The sequence below is a fragment of the Burkholderia sp. KL41 genome (assembly GCF_057005415.2).
The window spans coordinates 2,277,998-2,298,754 of the sequence record NZ_CM174447.1 but is presented as its reverse complement, the minus strand read 5'-3'; the positions used below and the strand labels follow the sequence as shown (position 1 = coordinate 2,298,754).

General features: G+C 66.1%; 18 protein-coding genes. 5 read left to right on the top strand and 13 right to left on the bottom strand.

The features are described 5' to 3' along the window. Positions 1 to 247 precede the first annotated feature (247 nt). On the top strand, positions 248 to 1,585 hold the full coding sequence (locus PQB87_RS27700; protein WP_489242988.1) for a hypothetical protein: 1,338 nt from the start codon (positions 248 to 250) through the stop codon (positions 1,583 to 1,585). A 139-nt stretch (positions 1,586 to 1,724) separates the two neighbouring features. Here PQB87_RS27700 and PQB87_RS27695 read toward each other — a convergent pair whose 3' ends face one another. The 11 genes from PQB87_RS27695 to PQB87_RS27645 form a co-directional block, all read right to left on the bottom strand. Beyond that, positions 1,725 to 3,044: an MFS transporter gene (locus tag PQB87_RS27695; RefSeq protein WP_059683145.1), complete on the bottom strand. Its 1,320-nt coding sequence runs from the start codon at positions 3,042 to 3,044 to the stop codon at positions 1,725 to 1,727. A gap of 58 nt (positions 3,045 to 3,102) precedes the next feature. Then, entirely contained in the window at positions 3,103 to 4,317 is a 1,215-nt protein-coding gene (gene tcuB, locus PQB87_RS27690) for a tricarballylate utilization 4Fe-4S protein TcuB (protein ID WP_489242987.1), read from the bottom strand. Continuing rightward, the gene (tcuA, locus tag PQB87_RS27685; RefSeq protein WP_489242986.1) at positions 4,304 to 5,713 is read right to left on the bottom strand and encodes an FAD-dependent tricarballylate dehydrogenase TcuA; all 1,410 of its coding nucleotides are present in this window, start codon (positions 5,711 to 5,713) and stop codon (positions 4,304 to 4,306) included. Before tcuA ends, tcuB begins: the two co-directional genes overlap by 14 nt. A gap of 63 nt (positions 5,714 to 5,776) precedes the next feature. Beyond that, positions 5,777 to 6,730 (bottom strand): LysR family transcriptional regulator, encoded by a 954-nt coding sequence (locus tag PQB87_RS27680; RefSeq protein WP_059485101.1) that lies wholly within the window; start codon positions 6,728 to 6,730, stop codon positions 5,777 to 5,779. Between the two features lie 226 nt (positions 6,731 to 6,956). Next, entirely contained in the window at positions 6,957 to 8,021 is a 1,065-nt protein-coding gene (locus PQB87_RS27675) for a 2-aminoethylphosphonate aminotransferase (protein WP_059683152.1), read from the bottom strand. Beyond that, positions 8,021 to 9,202 carry a phosphonopyruvate decarboxylase gene (aepY, locus tag PQB87_RS27670; protein WP_489242985.1) on the bottom strand — a complete coding sequence of 394 codons (1,182 nt, stop codon included), beginning with the start codon at positions 9,200 to 9,202 and terminating at the stop codon, positions 8,021 to 8,023. Before aepY ends, PQB87_RS27675 begins: the two co-directional genes overlap by 1 nt. Then, the gene (gene aepX / locus PQB87_RS27665; protein WP_021162084.1) at positions 9,199 to 10,884 is read right to left on the bottom strand and encodes a phosphoenolpyruvate mutase; all 1,686 of its coding nucleotides are present in this window, start codon (positions 10,882 to 10,884) and stop codon (positions 9,199 to 9,201) included. Before aepX ends, aepY begins: the two co-directional genes overlap by 4 nt. Further along, positions 10,881 to 11,648 (bottom strand): phosphocholine cytidylyltransferase family protein, encoded by a 768-nt coding sequence (locus PQB87_RS27660; RefSeq protein WP_027791322.1) that lies wholly within the window; start codon positions 11,646 to 11,648, stop codon positions 10,881 to 10,883. The genes aepX and PQB87_RS27660 overlap by 4 nt, the downstream gene beginning before the upstream one ends. Before the next feature lie 36 nt (positions 11,649 to 11,684). After that, positions 11,685 to 12,686, bottom strand: a complete 1,002-nt coding sequence (locus PQB87_RS27655; protein WP_021162082.1) for an HpnL family protein — start codon at positions 12,684 to 12,686, stop codon at positions 11,685 to 11,687. Next, a complete protein-coding gene (locus PQB87_RS27650) occupies positions 12,683 to 13,492 on the bottom strand; it encodes a HalD/BesD family halogenase (protein WP_489242984.1) in 810 nt (269 codons plus the stop codon). The genes PQB87_RS27655 and PQB87_RS27650 overlap by 4 nt, the downstream gene beginning before the upstream one ends. Beyond that, the gene (locus PQB87_RS27645) at positions 13,489 to 14,169 is read right to left on the bottom strand and encodes a CDP-alcohol phosphatidyltransferase family protein (protein WP_021162080.1); all 681 of its coding nucleotides are present in this window, start codon (positions 14,167 to 14,169) and stop codon (positions 13,489 to 13,491) included. The genes PQB87_RS27650 and PQB87_RS27645 overlap by 4 nt, the downstream gene beginning before the upstream one ends. 654 nt (positions 14,170 to 14,823) lie before the next feature. On the opposite strand from PQB87_RS27645, the gene scpC reads away from it, so the two are divergent. Continuing rightward, complete coding sequence (gene scpC / locus PQB87_RS27640; protein WP_027791325.1) at positions 14,824 to 16,338, top strand: succinyl-CoA:acetate CoA-transferase ScpC; 1,515 nt, start codon at positions 14,824 to 14,826, stop codon at positions 16,336 to 16,338. A gap of 37 nt (positions 16,339 to 16,375) precedes the next feature. Here the strand turns inward: scpC and PQB87_RS27635 are convergent, their stop codons facing one another. After that, a complete protein-coding gene (locus tag PQB87_RS27635; RefSeq protein WP_021162077.1) occupies positions 16,376 to 17,905 on the bottom strand; it encodes a DHA2 family efflux MFS transporter permease subunit in 1,530 nt (509 codons plus the stop codon). A gap of 135 nt (positions 17,906 to 18,040) precedes the next feature. On the opposite strand from PQB87_RS27635, the gene PQB87_RS27630 reads away from it, so the two are divergent. Further along, positions 18,041 to 18,481 carry a MarR family winged helix-turn-helix transcriptional regulator gene (locus PQB87_RS27630; protein WP_021162076.1) on the top strand — a complete coding sequence of 147 codons (441 nt, stop codon included), beginning with the start codon at positions 18,041 to 18,043 and terminating at the stop codon, positions 18,479 to 18,481. A 270-nt stretch (positions 18,482 to 18,751) separates the two neighbouring features. Here PQB87_RS27630 and PQB87_RS27625 read toward each other — a convergent pair whose 3' ends face one another. Beyond that, entirely contained in the window at positions 18,752 to 19,249 is a 498-nt protein-coding gene (locus PQB87_RS27625) for a DUF2938 domain-containing protein (RefSeq protein WP_489242983.1), read from the bottom strand. Positions 19,250 to 19,389: 140 nt separating this feature from the next. Between PQB87_RS27625 and PQB87_RS27620 the strand changes: the two genes are divergently transcribed. Both PQB87_RS27620 and PQB87_RS27615 read left to right on the top strand, forming a co-directional pair. Beyond that, positions 19,390 to 19,815, top strand: a complete 426-nt coding sequence (locus tag PQB87_RS27620; RefSeq protein WP_060052882.1) for a helix-turn-helix domain-containing protein — start codon at positions 19,390 to 19,392, stop codon at positions 19,813 to 19,815. 150 nt (positions 19,816 to 19,965) lie between these two features. Then, entirely contained in the window at positions 19,966 to 20,757 is a 792-nt protein-coding gene (locus PQB87_RS27615; protein ID WP_489242982.1) for a hypothetical protein, read from the top strand.

Sequence of the window (20,757 nt, the reverse complement as noted above, 5' to 3'; positions counted from 1 at the left end):
TTGTCCTCCGGATCATCAACATAGGTCAGTATGGCTGGCAGGTGATTCTGGATTGTCATTTTTCTGCGTTCCGCCGAAAGCTTCGCAAGTGTAGCGCAGACCCTTTCACGTGGACGGCGACGTGCGGACCGTTGCGCGATGACGTATTCAGGATCGCGTATCCGCTGCCGTTATTACCGAAGGGGGTTTTTGCACACTCGAATCGCGCCGTGGGCGGCGGCAGCCATCACTCAACAGGACCAACAAGATGAAACAAAACGATTACATCCGGGGGCAAGTCGGGAAATTCGTGACGTGGATGAGTAGGCGTCTGGACGACGACACCTTTAAGCACGCTTATACATCGCGCCGTACCAGGACGCACTGGGCCTGTGAAAACCTGTTTGATGCGTACGAGCGCTATCACTGGACGTATGGCGACCTGTCCGGGTATGGCATTCGTGCCGGCAGTTCGTTCGATTCGAGCCTGCATGCGCTCGAGACACTGCAAAAGGAACTCAATGCGGGGCTGGCCGTCGGCAACAACGAGCGTGTTCACCGCGCGGCGCTCGGTGTGATGATTTGGGGTGGTGTCACGAACGGCAACAGGAAATGGCTCAACGACCATAAAAGCGAGCTGTGTCACATCATCAGCAGAACGCGTGACGCGATCAACGCGGGCGACACGGAGAATCCGTTGCTTGCAGACGGGGATTTGCGCTTCACGTCGGGTATGAGCAAGGTCTATTCACTGGTATGCGACGACTTCGTAATCTATGACAGTCGCGTGGCGGCTGCGCTGGGGCGAGCGGTCGTGCAGTTCTGCCGGGCGACGGGCCTGACGGAGGTGCCGGAAGGGCTGGACCTTGCGTGGGCGCCGGCCAAAAGCGCACCGAACGCAATAAACCCGCCCGAGCGCTGTGCGGGTCGAGCTCGATTGGCTTTCCCCCGGCTGACCAGCGGGCGAGTCTACGCAAAATGGAACATGCTCGCGAGTTGGCTGCTGACGGCAATTGCCGATCACGAATGCACACGCAGCAGTGCATTTGCGACGCGGATCGAATCCAGAACGCGGCGTCTGCGCGCCCTGGAGGCAGCATTGTTCATGGTCGGCTATGACCTGGGCGGCGATAGCGACGCGGCGGGCAGCGCGACGCGGCGGCACGAACCTGTCGGCCCACAGACCCGGCGCCCGGGGGGCGGAGAGGTGTATGAATGGATTGAATGTGAGACGCGGAAGCGAGGGCGTCAATTCGAGTATCACCTCGGGCAGGATGCCATCGATACCCGGAAGCCGGGTGGTGGGAGCGTCATCCGTTTTCCGCATTCCGAAATTGACGAAACCCTGCGGAGACTGGCAGCCCATTTCGGCACGGGTCCGTTTCCGTTGTCCAATAGCGCGACGGGCGTTCGTAAAAAAACAGTGCCTTTCGGCCTGGGTACCGCTTACTTTGAGGCGACCCGAAAAAACCCGCCGAATGCGAGCCGCCTGGCGGCCGTGCTCGAAGACATCGGCGTATTCGAACCAGCGCCGTTGACGGACGAACACTGGACCCTCGGAAATAGCCCCCCGCATCAGTACGAGAGCGGTGATTCGGACGTTTGACCGACGCCGCTCTTACGGCAAGACGGAGTGGCCTGTGTTGCTGCGCAAGCCGGACCGCGTCGCCCGTTCTTGCCACCGCTGGAAAAACGAAAGTCCGGCGCGAAGCCGGGGTGACCGACTCGCGCCGATGCAATCGCTATCAGGCCGATGATGCCGCCGACGCGTTGCTGTCCGCGCGGCGACGGTACAGCCCGAGCGTCGCGCACAAGCCGCAGAGCGCGGCGAAGCTCAGCCAGTAGCCGGGTGCGGCCTTGTCGTGCAGAACCTGAATCAGATACGTCGATACCGCCGGCGTAAAGCCGCCGAACAGCGCCGTCGCGAGACTGAACGCCAGCGAGAAACCGGCGACGCGCACTTCGACCGGCATCACTTCGGTGAGCGCGGCGACCATCGCGCCGTTATACATGCCGAAGAAGAACGAGAACCACAGCAGCACGATCAGCATGCGCGCAAAGCTCGGCGCATCGGCAAGCCAGGACAGCGCCGGATAAGCCGTGAAGATCGCCAGTACGGAAATGGCGAGCAGCAACGGCTTGCGGCCGATGCGGTCGGAGATCGTGCCGCCGATCGGAAGCCAGATGAAATTCGATGCAGCCACCAGCAGCGTCACGATCAAGCTGTCCGAGGTGGACAGCTTCAGTACCGACTTGCCGAAGGTCGGTGTATAGACCGTGATGAGATAGAAGGTGGTGGTGGTCATGGCCGTCAGCAGCATGCCGCCGATCACGGTGCGCCAGTTGCCGAGCAGCATCGCAAAAATTTCGCGTGCCTGCGGATGATGCCGCCGCGCTTCGAACGCCGCGGTCTCCTGCAGCGAGCGGCGCAACACGAACAGGAACGGCACGATCGCACAGCCGATAAAGAACGGCACGCGCCAGCCCCATGCGGCGATCTGCTGTGCGGACAACCACTCGTTCAGACTGTAACCGATGGCCGCCGCCACGACGATGGCCACCTGCTGGCTCGCCGACTGCCAGCTCGTGTAGAACCCTTTGTTGCCGGGCGTTGCCATTTCCGCAAGATAGACGGATACGCCGCCGAGTTCGGCTCCTGCGGAAAAACCCTGCAACAGACGCCCGAGCAGCACGAGCGCCGGCGCGAGCAGGCCGATGGTCGCGTACCCGGGCACACAGGCAATCAGAATGGTACCGCTCGCCATGATCGACAGCGTAACGATCAGCCCGGTGCGCCGTCCGACCTTGTCGATATACGCACCGAGAAAGATTGCACCGAGCGGACGCATCAGAAAGCCCGCGCCGAACACCGCGAAGGTGAGCATCAGCGACGCGAACTCGCTGGTAGACGGAAAGAAGATCTTCGAGATCGAGGTCGCGTAGAAACCGAACAGAAAGAAATCGAACTGTTCGATGAAGTTGCCGCTCGTCACACGCAACACGGCGGCGGCCCTTGTCGTGCGCGAAACGCCGGGCGTAGCGGCGATCGGTTCGGTACGGTTCATTGCGTCTCCTGCTTCTTGTCTATAGTGATGGGCGCGCAACGCGCACCCGGGTAACGGGCTAATCCGAACCGAGGCTCAGTGTGTTGCGTTGACGCTTCTCGATCGACGATTTGAGCAGCGCCGCCGATCGGAAGATGCCGTGCGCGAACTTGCCGTAAGGCAGCGTGGCGAACAGCGCCATCACGATGCCGAGATGAATGGCGAGCAGCGACGGCATCGCCGAGGTCGTGCGGAGGGCGAGCAGCGCGAGACCGGATGTGCTCGTCAGAAGCAGGAGCGCGATGAAGCCGCGGTCCATCGGACGCTGACGGGCATCGCCGCGCTCCGGAACGCGTTTCAGGTTCAGCCACAGCAGTCCCGCTGGCCCCGCAATCAGTCCGATGCCGCCTGCGGTTCCCAGCAGCACCGGCGCGCTCAGAAACGAATACGGCGCTTCCAGGCCGAAGGCGTAGTGATAGAGCGTCGCGACGGCGGTCGCCGCAAAGCACAGAATGAAGCCGTAGAACGTCAGGTGATGGAAACGGCGCCGCGCCAGCGTGAACGTATCGTTCTCTTCGTTGCAGCCGTCGCCGTGGCCGCCGTCCAGGTACTTGAGCGTCAGTGCGTTCCTGGCCGCTTCCGCGACGGCCGGCGCGCTCGCGCTCGCCGTTCCTTCCGACACGTCGCGCCAGAAGCGCGTGACGCCCATACCGAGCGCGAGAATGGCGAACAGGAAAACGATGCCGAACATCGCCGCGAGCAGGTTGTGCGGGAAGATCGCGTAGAAGTTCGCGGGCGCGACATCGCCGGACAAGCCGCCGTGCAATGCCGTACCGAGCAGCAGAAACAGCGCGAGTCCGGCCGCCAGCGCGACCGACACAGTCAAGCCGTTGCGCTTGTACAGCGCGCCGAACGACGCGGGAAACGCGTACTCGGTGTAGGTTTCGAGCCGGACTTCGGCCATCGCTTTCGGCACGTTCACCCCGAACTCGTGCGGCGGCGCGTATTGGCATGCGTGATAGCACGCTCCGCAGTTGTGGCAGAGATTCGCCAGATAGTTGACGTCCGCCTTGCCGAATTCCAGGCGGCGCGTCATGGCAGGGAACACGGCACAGAAGCCCTCGCAGTAGCGGCAGGCGTTGCAGATCTGCATCTGCCGGGCGACTTCGGTTTCGCTGGTGCTCATCGGCACAATGGGAATCACGCGCGCCATGCTGTCGCGTGGCGTTTTTTTCGTATCGACCGAAAAGGCCGTGCGCGCGTGTTCGGGCGCGAGCGGGTCAGACTGCTGCACGGGTTGCCTCCGTTGTTTTGAGTGCGGCGCGCGCGGCCTGCGTCCCGGCAATGCGCCCGAAGGCCGTGCCGATCGACATGCCGACGCCCGCTGTATAGCCCTTGCCGAGAACGTTGCCGGCCATCATTTCGCCGGCCACGAACAGGTTCTCACTGGCGGTGCCGCCGAAGTGAACCTGCGCGCGGTCGTTGGTCTTCAGTCCGAGATACGTGAACGTGATGCCTGGCCGCAACGCATAACCGTAGAACGGCGGCGTCTCGATGCGACGCGCCCAATGCGTCTTGGGCGGCTCGAGCCCTTCGGTGTGGCAGTCGTCGAGTGCGGTGTGATCGAAGGTGCCGTCGCGGCACGAATCGTTGTAGCGCGTGAGCGTTTCCATGAAGCGTGCTTCCGGCAGCCCGAGCTTGCGCGCGAGTTCCGGCAGCGTGTCGGCCTTTTCCCCCGGAAACACCGGCGGCATGAAGCGGCCGATTGCTTTCGAGTCGATGATCGAATAGCCGATCTGCGCCGGCTGATGCGCAACGAGCCGTCCCCAGATTGCATAGCGCTTCGGCCAGAAATCCTCGCCTTCGTCGTAGAAGCGCTCGGCGTCACGATTCACCACGACGCCCAGCGACACGCAGTCGATGCGCGTGCAGATGCCGCCGTCATACAGTGGGGCGCGTGCATCGATGGCGACGCAATGCGACTGCGACGGGTCGCCGATCATGTCGGCACCGACGTCGGCCATATGCTTGATGAGCACGCCCTGGTTGAAGCGCGTGCCGCGAATCAGGAAGTTGTCGGCGGGCCATTCGCCGCGCTCGTTTTGCCCCCACGCTTCGCGCAGCCATTCGCGATTTGATTCAAAGCCGCCTGCCGCCAGCACGCAGGCGCGCGCCTCGAAGCGCTGGCGGCCGCTGCGCGCTGCGATGAAGCGGCTGCCGTCGAGTTCAAGCGAATCGACGGGTGTTTCATAGCGGATATCGACACCGAGTGCTTCGGCGCTGCGGTAATACGCGTTGACGAGCGCCTTGCCGCCGCCCATGAAGAACGCATTGGTGCGTGCCACGTGCAGCGCACCGGACAGCGGCGGCTGGAAGCGCACGCCGTGCTTCCGCATCCACGGCCGGCACGACGACGACGCGCGGATCGTCAGCCGTGCGAGATGCTCGTTCGTGATGCCGCCGGTGACTTTCAACAGGTCCTGCCAGAATTCCTCTTCCGGATAGGCCTCGACGAGAACGTCCTGGGGCGCATCGTGCATGCAGCGCAGATTGCGCGTGTGTTGCGAGTTGCCGCCGCGCCATTCGCGCGGCGCGGATTCGAGAAGCAGGACCGAGGCGCCCGCTTCGCGCGCCATCAATGAGGCACACAGCGCGGCATTGCCTCCTCCGATTACGAGCACATCGACCATCAGACTTGCCTCCTTTTGGGCAAATCGTAAAGGCCTCGTGTCCGCGCCGCTACCAGCCAGCCGTCAACGGGTGTTCACTTTTTGTGAAGGCTGAGGTTCCCGCAGCCGTGCGCCGGGCCAGCGGCCTTCCCGCACCAGTTGACGGGCGACATCGGCGAGCACCACGCGCGCGGCGAGACCGGCGGGAGACAGTTCGTCATCGGAGATGCTGGCGAGCATGTTGGGGCGCGTGGCGTATTTCTCGGCGACGGGCACGCTCGTCAGTATCACGTTCTCGGGCCTTGCGAGCGCCGCGCCCGGCTGTATCGTCGCGCCGATGCCGGCGCGGACGAAGTCCATCAGGAGCGCGAGGCCGTCGACTTCGGCGACGATGTTCGGCTCGTACTCGGCGCGCCTGAATGCGGACAACAGCAGCGAACGCAGCCCGTGCGTGCCGCTGGGGAGAATCAGCGGAAGCCTGCCGAGATTTTTCAGCCGGACGGATGCGCTCGTCGGCATGCCATCGAGATCGCCCGCGCCGATCAGGAACAGCCGCTCGTCCAGCAGCGGCATCACGCTCCAGCGTTGCGCGGACTCCTCGCGGAACAGCACGGCGAGATCGATCTGACGCGCGCTCAACATGGACGCCAGATAGCCGGAGAGACTTTCGACCATGTGCAACCGTACGTCGGGATAGCGCGCGCGCATGGCCTGCATGAATGCGACACCCATCACGCTCGCCGTGCTCGGCGCCATGCCGACGCTGACATGGCCCGACAGGCGGGCCGAGCGTGCAGCAAGCGCGGCGTCGTCGATATGACGCAGCGCGAGTTGCGCCTGACGCCAGAACGCCAAACCTGCGTCGGTCGGGACGACGCCCGACGAGGTGCGTTGCAGCAGACGCGTGGACAGTTCGCCTTCGAGACGGCTGATCTGCTGACTCAATGCCGAGGTCACCACGCCGAGTTCCAGCGCTGCCTTGCCCATGCTTCCATGTTCCACGACGCTGAGAAAATAGCGTAATTGTCTGAGTTCCATTCCGCGGTCGGTCAGGAGGATCAAGCGGGTATTTTGACAGAACGTCGGCGGACAATCCTCCGCTTCGAGGTCGGGGTTTTACCGCGCGTGCGCCTTTGAGGCAGTCGCTCGGCTCAAGCCTCGTAATGGTTGCGGGCTCAACCGTCCGGAGGTTCCGAAAAATCCGCAAAGAATAAAAAAGGCCCTTCCGAGAAGGGCCTTTCATGGACGAAGGTACGAGCGCCGCTTACCGCGTCAGCGCCGTGAACCCTTCCAGCAACCGATCGACATCAGCCGCCTGAATCGCGCCCATCGTCGAAATCCGGAACAGTTCCTTCGACAGCCCGCCTTGCCCCGCGTAGATCACGAAACCGCGTGCCTTCAAGCCGTCATGCAACGTCTCGTAGGTCACCCCCTGGGGCAGCCGATACGCGCGCAGCACGACCGACGATTCACCTTCCGGCAGCACGAGCGGCATCCCGCGCGCCGCCAGCCCGGCCTGCGCCTGATCGGCGAGCGCCTTGTAATGCGCATGACGCGCACGCCAGCCGCCAGCCTCGTCAAACTCGCGCAGCGCCTCGACGAGCGCGTAATACGCATGCACGGAAGGCGTGAACGGCGTATTGCGCTGATCCTGCAGCTTTGCCAGGCGACCGAGATCGAGGTAGTAAGTGCGGCTTGCAGCCTTCGCGAGCGCGCTGCGGCGCACGATCACGAACGCCGCGCCCGGCACGCCGTGCAGGCACTTGTTCGCGGTCGCGGCCACCGCGTCGATGTCGCCGCCGGCGAAGTCGATCGCTTCCGCGCCGAAGCTGCTGACGCCGTCGACGAGCATTTTCACGCCGCGCGAACGGCACACCCCGGCAATCGCGCCGAGATCGTTCAGCCGGCCCGTCGTCGTCTCGTGATGAATCACGGCGACATGCGAGTACCCACCCGCATCGAGCCGTGCGGCGATCTGCGCGAGATCGGGCGCCTGCATCCACTCATGCTTCAGCACCTCATGCGCGATCCCGTACTGCGTCGCGATCTGCGTGATCCGTTCACCGTATACGCCGTTCTCGATCACCAGCAGCTTGCCGTCCTGCGGCACGAGTGCCGCGATCATGCTTTCCACGGCGGCCGTGCCCGAACCCGTCATCAGCACGGCGGCCCATTCGGCCGGATCGAGCTCGTACGCGGCAACGAGGCGCGCACGTGCTTCGTCCTGCAGATCGAAGAATTCGCTTTCGCGATGGCACAGGTCAGGTTGCAGCAGGCTGCGGCGCACGCGTTCGGTGAGCGTGACCGGGCCGGGGTTCAGCAGCAGCATCAATGGGCTCCTTCAACGTGGGCTTCGGTCTGCGCGGCGCCGATGTGCCGCATCAGACGGGTCTTGACCTCGACCGGCGTGACGGTCGGGCGGGGCAGGCCGTCGGGCACGCCGGTGCGGATCGCCAGGCGCACGAACTGCGCACCGTCGCTCGACCCGGCCAGCGCCGTATCGAGCACGTCGAGCGTGTCGCCTTCGACCGCCGACGCGTAGCCGCATGCCGCCGCGACACCCGCGAACGACACGTGCTGCGACACCGTTGCCTGGCCGCCCGTCGATTCGTGCGCGCCGTTGTCGAGCAGCACGTGCGTGAGGTTCGCCGGGCCGTAGGTGCCGAGCGTCGCGAACGCGCCCATGCGCATCAGCGCGGCGCCGTCGCCGTCGACCGCAACGACCTTCAGGTCGGGGCGCGCGAGCGCGAGGCCGAGCGCGAGCGGCGTCACGCAGCCCATCGAACCGACCATGTACAACTGGTTCGGGCGATCGTCGATTGCGTAGAGTTCGCGGCCGCAGAAGCCGGTCGATGCGAGCACGACGGTCGAATCGACCGGCGTGTGCGCGATCACGCGCTGCAGCGCGTCCTGGCGGGTCGGCCAGGCTTCGGCCGACGCGGCGCGCGTCGACGATTGCGCGACGACATGCGCGCGCGGCTTGGCCGCCGGGTTTGCCTTCAGCTCATACGGCGCGACGCTGCCTTTCTGCATCACGAGCGCGTACGGGCGGCCCGTCGCGTCCATGTGCGCGATCGCGCGGTCGAGTGCCGGGCCGACCTGTTCGGGGTCGGTCGGGAACGTCTCCCACGGGATCTCCATCGTGTCGAGCATCGCGGGCGTGATCGGGCCCATCAGCGCGTGCTGCGGCTCGTCGGATACGCCCGGCTGGCCGCGCCACGTGACGATCAGCAACTGCGGCAGGCGGAACGTCCAGGTCAGCGACGTGAGCGGGCTCACCGCGTTGCCGAGCCCCGAGTTCTGCATCATCGCGATGCCGCGCTTGCCGCCGAGCGTCGCGCCCGCGATCAGCGCGACCGCGTCGCCTTCGTTCGCGGCCGACACGTAATGCAGCGTCGGGTCCTGCAGCACGTAATTGATGAACGGCGTCAGGTACGAGCAGGGCACCCCCGCGTACCAGTCGAAACCGCGCTCTCGCGCGGCCTCGACGAACTGTGCCGCTTCGATCATTGCGCGCCCCCGTTGCCGGTGCCCGGTTCGGACAGCGGCGTCTGGCCGTGCGCGAAGTCACCCGCGCGGCGGAAGTCTTCGAGATCGTTCACACCGCGCCAGTGGCCGTGCACGTACTGCACTTCGATCTTCTCGCCGGCGGCGATCAGTTCGTTGAGCAGCGACGGGATGTCGAGCGTGTCGAAATCGTCGCGCGCCTGCAGCGTCGCGAGCATCGCCTTCAGGCGCTCGACACCGGCACCGCGCACGTTCAGCAGGCCGATCCAGCGGCCGTGCGGCGTGCCCGTGGCGACGTCGCTCGATACGCGTTGCAGGTAGGTCTTCTGGCCGAACAGGCCGCGATCGTCCGCCGCCGAGCATAGCGCGAAATCGCGCACGCTCTGGTTGGTTTCCGTCAGCGACGAATCGACCACCACGCTGAACTCGGCCTCGCTCTCCGCGAGGTCGCGCACGATGTAGCTGCGGAACAGCAGGTCGCCGTACGAGATCACGGTGTCGCCGGTCAGGCGTTCGGCCGCGCATGCGAGCGACGCGAGTTCGCCCGTCTGCGCATGGCGCTCGTTGACCACGAGCTTGATGCCCGACGTGTCGATCGCGTCGGCGCGATAGCCGCCGACCACGGTGATGTCGTTCACGCCGTGCGTCTTGAAGCCGTCGACGAGCCAGCGCAGCAGCGGCTTGCCGGCGACCGGCAGCATGACCTTCGGCTTGTCTTCGGTCACGGCTTCGAGGCCCTTGCCGCGGCTCGCGGCGAGCACGATCGCGGCGTTCGACGCGCGCGACGACGACGACAGGTAGATGCGCTCGGCGGCCGAGTACTCGTCGGCATCCTGCAGGCGGAAGATCTCGTTGACCGATGCCACGCGGTCCTCGACGTTGATCAGCGTTTCGCTCTCGTGGATCTCGCGCGCGGTCGCCTGCATCGCGGATGCCGACGCGCGGATCAGGTGGTTCGCCCAGATCACGGTGCTGATGCCGGCCTGGCGGAACACGTCGGTCGGCGTGCTGTAGTACTTGGTCGGCACGATCACGAGCGGCGCCTTGCCGCTCCATTCGCGCGCGAACTGCAGGATCTCGTCCGGGCGCGACAGCTTGCTGTGGATCAGGATCGCGTCGGCGCCGGCTTCCGCATATGCGTTCGCGCGACGCAGTGCCTCGTCCATCCCCCAGCCTGCGATCAGCGCCTCGACACGCGCGACGATCGAGAAGTCCGGATCTGTCTGCGAATCCTTGCCGGCCTTGATCTTGCCGCAGAATTCGTCGATTTCCGCGAGCGGCTGGCGCTCGCCGCCGATGAAGCTGTTGGTCTTCGGGAACTGCTTGTCCTCGATACAGACGCCCGCGATGCCGCGCTGCTCGAGCTTCTTCACGAGGCGGCGCACGTTGTTGAAGTTGCCGTAGCCGGTGTCGCCGTCGAGCAGGATCGGCAGGTCGCTTGCGTCGGCCATGAATTCGAGCACGTCGACGACCTGCGTCCAGCTCGCTTCGTTGTTGTCGCGCACGCCGAACTGCGCGGAGATCGCGAGGCCCGATGCCCAGATGCCCTTGAAGCCGGCCTCGCGGACGATCCGCGCGGACAGGCCGTTGTGCGCTTCCATCAGGAATTCGAGATCGCTGCTGACGAGCATTCGGCGCAGGCGGGCGCTGCGCGATTCGGTGAAGTTGGGTTCGCGTGCGTTCATCGTGCGACTCCTGCGGTGGTGCGTTGAATCAGGGGGAGGATTTCTTGGGTGGCGCGGGCGACGTCGTTCGGGAAGTCGATCTCGATCCACGGCGAGCCGGTGACGTCGGCGACGTCGAACGAATGACCGCCTTCGAGCAGCAGGTCGCGCACGGCTTCCTCGTGCGGCATGTTCGCGCGGCCGCTGTCGACGTAGCCCGCGACGATCGTCGCGAGGCGGCGCGCGGTGCCTTCGGTGAAGCGGAAGAAGCCGACCGATTCGCCGATCGTGTCGTATTCGAGGTCGACCGCGAGCTGCTTGCGCAGCTCGACCGGCACGCCGTTCTTCAGGCACAGCTTGACGGGCTCGTCGCCGGCCTCGAAGTCGCGGTCGATCAACAGGCGGTCGACCGCCTTGTCGGCATCGGCCACCAGCGCGTGCAGGATGTTCTCGTCATACAGCACGTCGGCGTCCATCAGCAGCACGTCGCCGCCGCGCGTCATCGCGTCGGCGACGGTATGCACGGTCAGCACGCTGCCGAGGTCGTAGCGTTCGTTGATCACGATCTCGGCCTGGCGGCCGAGGCGCTTCAATTCCTGCTCGACCTTCCCGGCCTGGAAGCCGAGCCCGAGCACGATTTCGTCGACGCCCGCGGCATCGAGCACGCGCAGATGGCGCTCGAGCAGCGACACGTCGTCGAAGCGCAGCAGGCACTTCGGGAACTGTGCCTCGGGCGGTTGTTGCAGGCGCAAGCCGAGGCCTGCCGCAAGAATGATGGCTCGCATGGGTTCTCCAACCAAAAAGCCGGCGGATCTGAACGATCAGTCGGCGAGCGGCTGCGGCGCACGGCGCCGCTGCCAGTTTCTTTCACTGAAATGCAGGTAGAGCAGGCCGGGCAGGCCGAGCGCGAGTTCGCGCGCGCGCTTCGCGAGCGACAGCGCGAGCGCCGCGTCGGGCGGCAGTCCGACCAGCGGCGCGAGCAGCAGGTAGCCGCCTTCCTGCGCGCCGAGCGAGCCCGGGATCGCGAAGGCCGCGCCACGAATGGCCTGGCCGACGCTCTCGAGCAGCAGCGCGTCGAGCCAGCTCACCGGGTGCCCGAGGAAGTGCAGCGCGAGCCACACTTCCGCGGTGCCGACGATCCAGCCGACGAGACTCAATGCGAACGTCTTCGCGACCTTCGCACGATCGCGGTACAGCGCGCCGACCGCGTCGTCGATCGCGTCGGCGCGGGTCGCCAGCGACGACCAGTCGCGCGGGCCGAGCAGCTTCGACGCGAGGCGCAGGCCGCGGCCGAACAGCCCGCGCCGCTGCGCGACGTAGAACAGCGCGGCGAGGGCGCCGAGCACGCCGGTGGCGATCAGCGCGGGTGTGCGCAGGTGCGCGACCGATTCGTGCGTGGCGTACAGGCTGAACGCGGCGATGCCGATCAGCGCGAACGCCATTTGCGAGAGCGCCTGCATCGTCGTGCTGACGGTGACGGCGGCCGCCGCGTCGGCCATCCGCGTGCCGCGCTGCGCGAGGTGGCGCACCATCAGCACGGGGCCGCCGATCTGCCCGGCGGGCAGCAGGCTGTTCACCGATTCGCCGACCCAGCGCGCACGCAGCGCATTGCCGAGTTCGGCGCCGGGCTGGCCGTGGCGGAACATCACGGAGATCGCCATCGCGTCGATCACGAGCGGCACGACGTGAAACGCCGCGACGAGCGCGAGCCCCCAGCCGGCCGCGAGGAACGTGGACGCGACCGCGCCGACGCCCTGCCAGGCCAGGAGCGCGACGAAGAGTGCGGTCCCGAGGGACAGCAGGATCAGGCCGGCGCGTGTCATGACCCGGTCGGACGTCGCGTCGCCAGTTGCTTGAACACCTGGCGGAAGCCGAAATACGCGATCGCGTCCTTCATGTTCGAGATGAAGCGCTTCCACGGGCGCATGCCGGGATTCGTCACGTATTCGAAGGTGAGCGACACGCGCATCTCGTTCTGGCCCAGCGGCGTGATGCGGTGGCGCAGCTTGTCGCCGTCGAACAGCACGATGCCGCCGTCGGCGATCTGGACGGAGCCCGGTTCGTCGGCCATGTCCGGATTGCGCGTGTGCAGCTCGTAGTCGAGCCGGCACGACGATTCGTCGATCACGCCGATCAGCAGCGTATAGCGGCGGCCGTCGTAGTACGACGTGTCGTAGTGCCAGCCGATGTGGTCGCCGGGCTTCGTGTAGTAATACAGCGCATACGCGTGCGGATCGTCGTCCGGCGACAGCATCAGCTTGTCGCCCGTGACCTTCTCCAGGAAGGAGATGAGTGCCTTCGAGCGATACAGCTCGGCGATGTACGGCGCCTGCTCGTCGATCGTATGGCGGCTCACGCTGCCGCCCTGCTTGTGGCCGGGCAGGTAATTGCGGTTCAGGCCGGACTGCATCGCGCGGGCGGCCGCCGCGAGCTTCGCGTGCGCGTCGGCCGGCAGGAAGGCGTCGAGGTACAGGAACGAGCCCTGGCGCGTGTAGTCGCCGCGCAGGCGGTCGAGGTCGAGCGAACCGACGCAGTCGGCCACGGTGCGATCGGGATCGGCGACGGCCGCGCGCGCAGGCGCGGGGCGTGCCGGGCTCAGCACGGAGTCGTCGCGCGTGCTAGGAGTCATTTGGAAGCCTGGATTTCAGTTGGATTCTGCGCGACGTTGCCGCGCCGGACGATGCGCCACCAGTCGATCACGACCCATGCGGCGAAGAGCGGGGCGCCGATCGACGCCGCGAGCAGGAACGGCTCGACGCCGTCGAAGAGCGTCACGAGCGGCAGCAGGTACAGCACGTCTTCGGTTTCGAAGCCGCCGGCGAACGCCTGTTTGGTGCCGGCCTTGCCGGCGATCGATTCGATCCGCATGCGCAGGAAGAAGATCAGCGCGACGGCGGCGCCGGCCACCGCGCCGAGCAGCACCGGCGACGCGGCCATCTGGCCGCCCTGGGCGACGATGCCGAGGCCCATGCTGACGAACAGCGCGATCGTGACGAGCGCGTCCGCCGCGAGGTCGTAAAAATGACCGATCTTGCTGGATTTCCCGCTGATGCGGGCGAGCTCGCCGTCGGTGTGGTCGACGAAGTTCGACAGCACGATCAGGAACGCGCCTGCATTGCTCCAGCCGAAGCCGCCGTGCGCGAGGCACCAGGCGCCGGCGAGGCCGATCAGCAGACGAACGGTGGTGAGGTGATTCGGGGTGACGGGCGTGTCGACGAGCGGTCGGACAAGCGAGCGCGCGAGCCGCGCATCCCAGGTGCGTGGCAGGGGCGGTTCGGAACGTGTGGCGGTTTTTCTTTGGTCCATCGGCGAAATATATACGGAATTGTAATTTGTTGCTTTTTATTCGATCAATGTCCTGACATGAGCGAGTGTTACCGCGTCTTGCGACGATCGGCCGACCGAAAAGCGCGTGCGCGAAAGGGCGGCCGAACGGGGCTGCGGGATCCGTATTCCAGTGTGGTTCGCGTCGCGCGCCTGTCAAGGACGGACGGGCCTCGGAAGCCGGTGAGGCGGTGTTTTTCGCGCTTCCCGGCGGGAGACGCGCGGCGCGTGCGAGGTTGACGTGCGTCAGGCCGGGACAACCGGCATCGGGTGACAATTGGCCGCGCCGGATTCGGCATCGACCATTGCCGATCGACAGGCGATGAATCGCAATGGAAATCCGTCGATTGACGTGTGCGGATTGGTGATCGTCGACCGGTCGTTGTGTCCGATGCTTTCGCGCACCTTTCATGTGCATTCGAATCGAACGGGGCGCCTGTCACAGAACGGCCGTTCGATACGCGGCAAATCCGGCAACGATCTTTTTCATACGGCGGACATTTCGTGGCGACCGCCTCTGAGATACTCCGACCATGCCTGTGGTGCCGGCCGCCCGTCGCGGCCACAAGGGCTTCATGTCGCTCAGGAGACACCCCCAGCGACGTCAACGACAGACCAAAGCATCAGAATCCAGCCATGTCTTCATCACGCATCCTCGCTCCCGCCCTGCGTTCGCTCGTCCGCACCGCCGACGAAGCCGCCGCGCTGATCCGTCCCGGCATGACCGTCGCCATGAGCGGCTTCACGGGGTCGGGCTATCCGAAGGCCGTTCCGGCCGCGCTCGCCGCTCACATCGACGCGGCGCACGCGCGCGGCGAGGACTTCCGGATCAACGTGCTGACGGGCGCGTCGACCGCACCGGAGCTCGACGGCGCGCTCGCCCGCACCAACGGCATCTCGATGCGCCTGCCGTACCAGTCCGACCCGACGCTGCGCGACAAGATCAACGGCGGCGAAGTCGACTACCAGGACGTCCACCTGAGCCACGTCGCGCAATACGCATGGTTCGGGCTGTACGGCGATCTCGATGTCGCGATCGTCGAAGTCGCGGGCATCCGCGAGGACGGGCTGCTGATTCCGTCCGCCTCGATCGGCAACAACAAGACATGGCTCGAACGCGCGAAGCACGTGATCCTCGAAGTCAACTCGCGCCAGCCGCTCGGCCTCGACGGGATGCACGACGTCTATTACGGCACCGCGCTGCCGCCGCACCGCAAGCCGATTCCGCTGACGAAAAGCGACGACCGGATCGGCGAGCCGTACCTGCGCTGCCCGGCCGACAAGATCGTCGCGATCGTCGAGACGGATGCACCGGATCGCAGCAACGCATTCTCCGCGCCGGACGCGACGTCGAAGCAGATCGCGCACCAGCTGATCGATTTCCTGCGCCACGAAGTGAAGCGCGGCCGCCTGCCGGAAAACCTGCTGCCGCTGCAGTCGGGCGTCGGCAACATCACGAACGCGGTGCTCGCGGAGCTCAGCTCGGCCGGCTTCTCGAACCTGACCGCGTACACCGAGGTGATCCAGGACGGCATGCTCGACCTGCTCCAGGACGGCACGCTGAGCTTCGCGTCGGCCACCGCGCTGTCGCTGAGCCCGGCCGCCGTGCAGCGCTTCGCCGACGAAATCGCGACGTTCCGCGAGAAGATCGTGCTGCGCCCGCAGGAGATCAGCAACCATCCGGAACTCGTGCGCCGTCTCGGCTGCATCGCGATGAACGGGATGATCGAGGCCGACATCTACGGCAACGTGAACTCGACGCACGTGATGGGCACGAAGATCCAGAACGGCATCGGCGGCTCGGGCGACTTCGCGCGCAACGGCTACCTGTCGTGCTTCATGTCGGCGAGTACCGCGAAGGGCGGCGCGATCTCGCGGATCGTGCCGATGGCGAGCCACGTCGACCACACCGAGCACGACGTCGCGGTGGTCGTCACCGAGCAGGGCCTCGCCGACCTGCGCGGCCTGTCGCCGAAGCAGCGTGCACGCAAGGTCATCGCGACCTGCGCGCATCCCGACTACCGGCCGATGCTCGAGGATTATTTCGAGCGTGCGTCGCGCGAGAGCTTCGGCAAGCACACGCCGCACCTGCTCGCCGAGGCGCTGTCGTGGCACGAGCGTTACGTGCGTACGGGGACGATGAAGGCCTGACGGTTCGGCCTGCGACGGGCGCGTGCCCGTCGCATCGTCAATCCATCGCCGCGTGCGCGATCTCCACGCTCGCCGTTTTCTGCGGCGGGCGGATCAGCAGCAACAGCGGAATCATCAGCAGCGTCGCGACGAACATCAGCTTGAAGTCGTTCAGGTAGGCGATCATCGATGCCTGCTGGTTGATCGTGCGGTCGAGCAGCGCGATGTCGAGACGGCTGCCGGCCATCGCCTGCACGGCCGGGTTGAACGGCGTGATCTGCGCGGCGAGATCGGCGTGCGACACCTGCGTGTTGCGCGTCATCAGCGTCTGCACGATCGAGATGCCGATACTGCTGCCGATGTTGCGCATCAGGCTGTAGGTGGCGGTGCCGTCCGCACGCAGGTCGGGCGGCAACGTCGAGAACGACAGCGCGCTCAGCGGCACGAACACGAGCCCCAGCCCGAAGCCCTGCACCACGCCCGGCCACACGATGTCCGCCTCGGACAGCACGACCGTGTACTGCATCATCTGCCATAGCGCGAGCGCGGAAATCGACAGCCCCGCGAGCAGCAGCATCCGCGCATCCACGTATTTCAGCAGCCTGCCGACGAACAGCATCGCGATCATCGTGCCGGCGCCGCTCGGCGCGGTGACGAGGCCCGTCGTCGCGACCGGGTAGCCCATCAGGTTCTGCAGCATCGGCGGCAGCAGCGCGCGCGTCGCGTACAGCACCGCGCCGACCACGAAGATGAACAGCGTGCCCGTCGCGAAGTTCGGGTCGCGCAGCAGTTCCGACTTGAAGAACGACGCCTTGCCGACGGTCGCGGTATGCACGAGGAAGAACGCGAAGCTGAGTGCCGCGACGATAGCCTCGATGCGGATCTCGTACGAGCCGAACCAGTCGAGCTGTTCGCCGCGGTCGAGCATCGCCTGGAACGCGCCGATCGCGAGCGCCAGCGTCGCGAAGCCGAACGCGTCGAATTTCACGTGCGGGCGCGGCGCGCGGGCGGGCAGGAAGGTCATCACGCCGGCCAGCGCGAATGCGCCGATCGGCACGTTGATGAAGAACACCCAGCGCCAGTTGTAGCTGTCGGTGAGCCAGCCGCCGAGCGTCGGGCCGAGGATCGGGCCGACCATCACGCCCATCCCCCAGATCGCCATCGCCTGGCCTTGCTTCTCGCGCGGGTTGATGTCGAGCAGGATCGACTGCGACAGCGGCACCAGCGCGGCGCCGAACACGCCCTGCAGCAGGCGGGCGCCGACGATCTGCACGAGTGTCTCGGACAGCCCGCACAGCGCGGATGCGACCGTGAAGCCCGCGATCGACACGATCAGCAGCCGCTTCACGCTGAGCCGGTCGGACAGCCAGCCGGTTAGCGGTGTCGCGATCGCCGCCGCGACGATGTAGGAGGTCAGCACCCACGTGATCTCGTCCTGCGACGCGGACAGCGTGCCCTGCATGTGCGGCAGCGCGACGTTCGCGATCGTGCTGTCGAGGGTCTGGATCAGCGTGGCGAGCATGATCGACAGGGTCAGCATCGGCCGGTTCAGGGCGGGCGAGGCGGGGGCGTCGGCGGCGGGGTTCAAGCGGGTGTCTCCATGGGGCGGTCGCCGTGGGCGGCGATCAGGTATCGCTGGAATTATAAGCATGCTTATCATAGATCCGCTTATCGCCGGGCCGCGAGCGATGGGTGGCTGTCGGCTTGACCCTATAATCCCGGCATGGACAAGACCTACGAGAACCGGATCGGCTACCTGATTTCCGACGTGGCCCGCCTGAACGGGCGCCTGTTCGACCGGCGCGCGAAGCGCATCGGGCTGACGCGCGCGCAAAGCCGCGTGATCGCATACCTGACGTGGAAGGGCGAGATGAATCAGGCGCGGCTCGCCGAATGGCTCGAGATCGCGCCGATCTCGCTTACCCGGTTGCTCGACCGGATGGAAAGTTATGGCTGGATCGAGCGCGTCGCGAACGACGACGATCGCCGTGCATTCGTGATCCGGCTGACCGACAAGTCGCGCGAGATCTTTCCGCAGATGCTCGAAGTGGGTGACACCGTCGTCGACGACGGCTTGCGCGGCTTCACGCCCGACGAGCGCGATACGCTGGTGCGGCTGCTCGGGCGCGTGCGCCACAACCTGATCGACTGCGGCGGGGAGTGATGGGCGGTGTCATCCGCGGCGTCCGGATGAACGCGTTGACCGCAACGGGAATACCGGGTGGCCGTGCGCAGGCGTGCCACGTTGGCCCGTATGACGGCATGGGGGTGGACATTGCCTCGCCGCTGCGCCCGTGCGGAGGCCCGGCGCGGCCATCGCTCGGCTCGCGCAGGACAAAGCGCCCGGCACACTTCGACGAAGCGCTTGTGCGGGCGTCGATGTCGGCTCCGTGGAGCCGGCGCTACCCGTCATGGCTTCGGCAAGATGGTGCGCTCAACGGGTCAGCGCTGCCAGCGTGAACGCCGCCAGATAAAGTCCCACGCCGTACGACAGATGCGCGATGACACTGCGCCGGCGCGCGACGCCCGGGTGCGGCGTGCGTGACGCCGCGATGCCGAGGCCGAACGCGGGCTGCATCACGAAGAACGGCGCGACCACGCTGGCGAGGCCGGCGACGAGCGCGGGGAGCGGCGTCGGTGTGCCGATCCACGCCGTGCCCGCGATCGCGACGGGCAGCGCCGCGTACGCGATGCCGATCGCGTAATGCGCGATCCAGCCGAGCGTGCGTTCGCCCGGCACGGGCGGCGCGGCGGCGATCGACACGTGCCGGAACCGGCCTTGCGTCATGTGACCGATCCAGCGGCCGACCAGCGCATGGTCGAGCGACGGAATGCCGAATGCACGTCGGCGCAACAGCGCCCACAGATCCATCACGAGCGTGGCGCCCGCGCCGATCAGCAACAGGTTGAGCAGGACGTCGGGCAGGCTCATCGCGGACCACCGGCGCGGAGGGTCACGGTTGCGCGGCGCAGCGGGATACAGCGTGGATTCGGCGGTTTCATGGCAGTCAGGGCTTGTCTTTATGGAGTCGGGCGCCTATCTTGCAACTTCAAGTTCACTTGAGGTCAAGCATGAGTCGGCTGGACATCGCGGATGTGGCGCGGCGCTCGGGATTGCCCGCGTCGACGCTGCGCTACTACGAGGAAAAGGGGCTGATCGTCCCGATCGGCCGCCACGGGCTGCGGCGGCAATACGACGAGTCGGTGCTGGAGCGCCTGGCACTGATCGCGCTGGGCCGCGAGGCCGGTTTTTCGCTCGACGACATCCTCGCGATGGTGGACACGGACGGCCTGCCTGCGATCGATCGCGCGAAGCTCGACAGCAAGGCCGACGAACTCGACCGCACGATCCGCCGTCTCGGCGCCGTGCGCGATGCGCTGCGGCACGCGGCCGTGTGCCCGGCGGCGAACCATCTCGAATGCCCGTCGTTCCAGAAGCTGCTGCGCATTGCCGCGCATCGCAATCCGGCGCGTCGCGCGAAGGCGGAAGGCGCATAGGTGTAGCGGGCCCGCGCGATGTGCGGGTGTCATCAGCAGTCCGGCGGCAGGGTGGCGGCGCCGCCATGCCCGGCCGGAATTCGAAAACGAAAGCAGGAACAACGGGGTTGACGCGTGTCGTTATTGCTTGCGCCATTGCTGGTGCTTTATGTGCTTCCGGCCACATATGCGGCATCGAAGGTCGGGCCGCACTACGGATTTCTCGCGGGGTGCGCGACGATGGCGGCCGTGCTGGCGGCGCAGACTGCCCTGCTGACGTGGGGAACTGCCTGGGTGAAGCGACGGCGCGGGGGCATCGGGCAGCCCGAGACGGCCGCGCAGGCCGTTTCGGCCGACAGTCCGGACGACGAACCGGCTGACGACGCCGAAGACGCCGGCGATGCCGGCGACGCGCCCGACGTACCGCTTCGATACGGCGAGCATGCACGATTCAAGCAAGTGGTTCCGATGGCTGGCAACGCACGGCCCGACGTCGCGCGCTATTTCTACGACAACGCGAAGCGGACGATCGAATCGTATGTGGACGTCGAGACGGGGCACGGCGATTCGGGCGCGTCGATGGTGTCGATGGCCGAACTTGCCGTCGAGGATGGCGCGCCGGCCGCGCCACCTGACCAAACGCTGACCGTGTTCGTGTCGAACGACGGCGCATGGTCGGGGTTCCGCGTGGGCGACGACAGCTTCCGCTTCCGTCACGGCGCGATCACGAGATTGCGGCTCACGCGGGTGATACCGATACGCTGGAAGGGCGGCTACACGGTGACGTTGTGGTTCGACATGCCGAACCGGAAAAGCGGCGCCGATTACGTGTCGTATTCGACCTGGTTCGATCTCGAGGTGGAATATTCCGGTCGCCGCACACGCGCGCTCACACATGCCTGTCGCGAGATCGCGTCCGTGCTCGGCGTGGCGTTCGACGTCGACGAAACCTCCGACGACTGA

Coding starts and splice junctions, on each gene's coding strand:
- PQB87_RS27700 (WP_489242988.1), top strand. CDS start 248: ATGAAACAAAACGATTACATCCGGGGGCAAGTCGGGAAATTCGTGACG.
- PQB87_RS27695 (WP_059683145.1), bottom strand. CDS start 3,044: ATGAACCGTACCGAACCGATCGCCGCTACGCCCGGCGTTTCGCGCACG.
- tcuA (WP_489242986.1), bottom strand. CDS start 5,713: ATGGTCGATGTGCTCGTAATCGGAGGAGGCAATGCCGCGCTGTGTGCC.
- PQB87_RS27680 (WP_059485101.1), bottom strand. CDS start 6,730: ATGGAACTCAGACAATTACGCTATTTTCTCAGCGTCGTGGAACATGGA.
- PQB87_RS27675 (WP_059683152.1), bottom strand. CDS start 8,021: ATGCTGCTGCTGAACCCCGGCCCGGTCACGCTCACCGAACGCGTGCGC.
- aepY (WP_489242985.1), bottom strand. CDS start 9,202: ATGATCGAAGCGGCACAGTTCGTCGAGGCCGCGCGAGAGCGCGGTTTC.
- aepX (WP_021162084.1), bottom strand. CDS start 10,884: ATGAACGCACGCGAACCCAACTTCACCGAATCGCGCAGCGCCCGCCTG.
- PQB87_RS27660 (WP_027791322.1), bottom strand. CDS start 11,648: ATGCGAGCCATCATTCTTGCGGCAGGCCTCGGCTTGCGCCTGCAACAA.
- PQB87_RS27655 (WP_021162082.1), bottom strand. CDS start 12,686: ATGACACGCGCCGGCCTGATCCTGCTGTCCCTCGGGACCGCACTCTTC.
- PQB87_RS27650 (WP_489242984.1), bottom strand. CDS start 13,492: ATGACTCCTAGCACGCGCGACGACTCCGTGCTGAGCCCGGCACGCCCC.
- PQB87_RS27645 (WP_021162080.1), bottom strand. CDS start 14,169: ATGGACCAAAGAAAAACCGCCACACGTTCCGAACCGCCCCTGCCACGC.
- scpC (WP_027791325.1), top strand. CDS start 14,824: ATGTCTTCATCACGCATCCTCGCTCCCGCCCTGCGTTCGCTCGTCCGC.
- PQB87_RS27630 (WP_021162076.1), top strand. CDS start 18,041: ATGGACAAGACCTACGAGAACCGGATCGGCTACCTGATTTCCGACGTG.
- PQB87_RS27625 (WP_489242983.1), bottom strand. CDS start 19,249: ATGAGCCTGCCCGACGTCCTGCTCAACCTGTTGCTGATCGGCGCGGGC.
- PQB87_RS27620 (WP_060052882.1), top strand. CDS start 19,390: ATGAGTCGGCTGGACATCGCGGATGTGGCGCGGCGCTCGGGATTGCCC.